Below are 1,898 nucleotides of genomic sequence, written 5' to 3'. Positions count from 1 at the left end.
CCGTACGTACGGTGGTGGTGTGCTGTGCAAAGGCACATTAGAGATGAGGAAAGGCCCCTCGATAGAGATTGAAACAGGCAAATCTATCAAACAACCCTAAGCTGCTGCAATAAAGAGTTGTGGTGGTGAGCGTCTAGGGAAAAGGTTGAAATAAATCAATCATGTGAGATATACAAAGATGAACGCAAGTGAACCACTGAAGAAGTATCGATAACGTAAAACTTTGTCAAAACTTGTTTTTCACCACTAGGCAAGGATAAGAGTAGAAGATAACCTGGAAAGCTGTCTACTTGGCAAACGGTATTAAGGTGGCATGAGTGTATATCAGGCTCTAATGTGAAACACAGGAACCTGCATCTCGATGGTAAGTGAAAAGATACAAGCACAGAAATGCGAGGTCGAAATAGCGAGGCGAGATGATAGGGGCGGAGATGTTCGTAGTAGTGAGGAAGTTACTGTAACGGCAATGGAGCGAAGGGACATCATCATTCAACTTGAAAACTGAGAACAACTGGTAAAACAGGAGGATTTGATGGAAGAGAGTAAACCATATAAGATTTCAAAACATGTTGTACTGGATGCGTTTAAAAGAGTCAAGGCAAATCGTGGAAGCGCTGGGATTGACGGTCAAGATATTAAAGAGTTTGAAGAGAACCTCAAAGAAAACCTTTATAAAATATGGAATAGAATGAGCTCGGGATGTTATTTTCCACCACCAGTAAAGCTAGTTGAAATACCGAAGAAAACAGGTGGGAAGCGAGGTTTAGGGATTCCGACTGTCAGCGACAGAATAGCGCAAATGGTGGTTAAGATGTATTTTGAACCGAAAGTGGAGCCACTGTTTCATGAAAATTCTTATGGATACAGACCAAATAAATCCGCATTAGATGCAATTGGGCAAGCAAGAAAGATGTGTTGGAAATATGATTATGTATTAGAGCTCGACATTAAAGGACTGTTCGACAATATCGATCATGAATTACTAATGCGAGCAGTACGAAAGCATGTAAATGAACCTTGGATACTGATGTACATTGAAAGATGGCTCAAAGCGCCATTTATCAATTCAAAAGAAGAAAAGATTGAACGAAACTGTGGTACACCGCAAGGTGGTGTAATAAGTCCTGTTCTAGCGAATCTGTTTTTGCATTATGCCTTTGATACATGGATGGTTGGAACAAATCCTGAAGCACCATTTGAGCGATATGCAGATGATGCTATTATACATTGTAAGACCGAAGCAGAAGCAATGGAGATTTTAGCTAGATTAAATCAAAGGATGAAAGAGTGCAAGCTAGAACTACATCCAGAGAAAACAAAGATTATATATTGCAAGGATAAGGAAAGAGAAAAGGAATATTCTGTCACAGAGTTCGACTTTCTAGGTTATACGTTCCGTAAAACTTTTATTAAAGACCGAACAGGAAGGTTGCAATTTAATTTTCTGCCATCAGTAAGTAAAAAGTCCACAAAATCTTTCAGAGATAAAATTAAAGCAATGAGAATACATAGCTTTACAGGAAGTAAAATTGAAATAATAGCTGAAATGATAAATCCAACTATTAGAGGATGGCTAAATTATTTCATGAAATACAATCCATCAGCAGTACGGTATTCTATTGACTGTGTAAATCGAAGATTAGTTAAGTGGGCAATGTGTAAATTTAAAAGGTTCAGAGGACATAAAAAGCGTGCAAAAGATTGGCTCAATAAACTTGCAAAAAGAGAGCCCAGAATGTTTGCTCATTGGGCTCTTGGAATGTTTCCTTAATGGTTGAATGATAAGAGCCGTATGAATCGAGAGGTTCACGTACGGTTCTGTGAGAGCCTTTGGGTGAAAACCCCATTGGCTACTCGACTGAGAGGTCGACTAGTCAATTAATGGCTAGTCTCCTACT

Annotated in this window: 2 protein-coding genes; both read left to right on the top strand. The window is 39.0% G+C overall.

Going from position 1 to position 1,898, the window contains the following annotated elements:
• Nucleotides 1-361: 361 nt before the first annotated feature.
• Complete coding sequence (locus ACQKIM_RS28040) at nt 362-505, top strand: hypothetical protein (protein ID WP_427550236.1); 144 nt, start codon at nt 362-364, stop codon at nt 503-505.
• A 27-nt stretch (nt 506-532) separates the two neighbouring features.
• The gene (ltrA, locus tag ACQKIM_RS28035; RefSeq protein WP_427550233.1) at nt 533-1,771 is read left to right on the top strand and encodes a group II intron reverse transcriptase/maturase; all 1,239 of its coding nucleotides are present in this window, start codon (nt 533-535) and stop codon (nt 1,769-1,771) included.
• Nucleotides 1,772-1,898 lie beyond the last annotated feature (127 nt).

Source organism: Lysinibacillus sp. NPDC047702, from assembly GCF_050272555.1.
In the GTDB taxonomy this organism is placed as follows: Bacteria; Bacillota; Bacilli; order Bacillales_A; family Planococcaceae; genus Lysinibacillus.
The sequence above is the reverse complement of the archived record's forward strand: the minus strand, read 5'-3'. Positions and strand labels throughout refer to the sequence as shown.

What these genes read in the sequence shown, in the direction of transcription:
- ltrA (WP_427550233.1), top strand. Translation starts at nt 533, where the DNA reads ATGGAAGAGAGTAAACCATATAAGATTTCAAAACATGTTGTACTGGAT.
- ACQKIM_RS28040 (WP_427550236.1), top strand. Translation starts at nt 362, where the DNA reads ATGGTAAGTGAAAAGATACAAGCACAGAAATGCGAGGTCGAAATAGCG.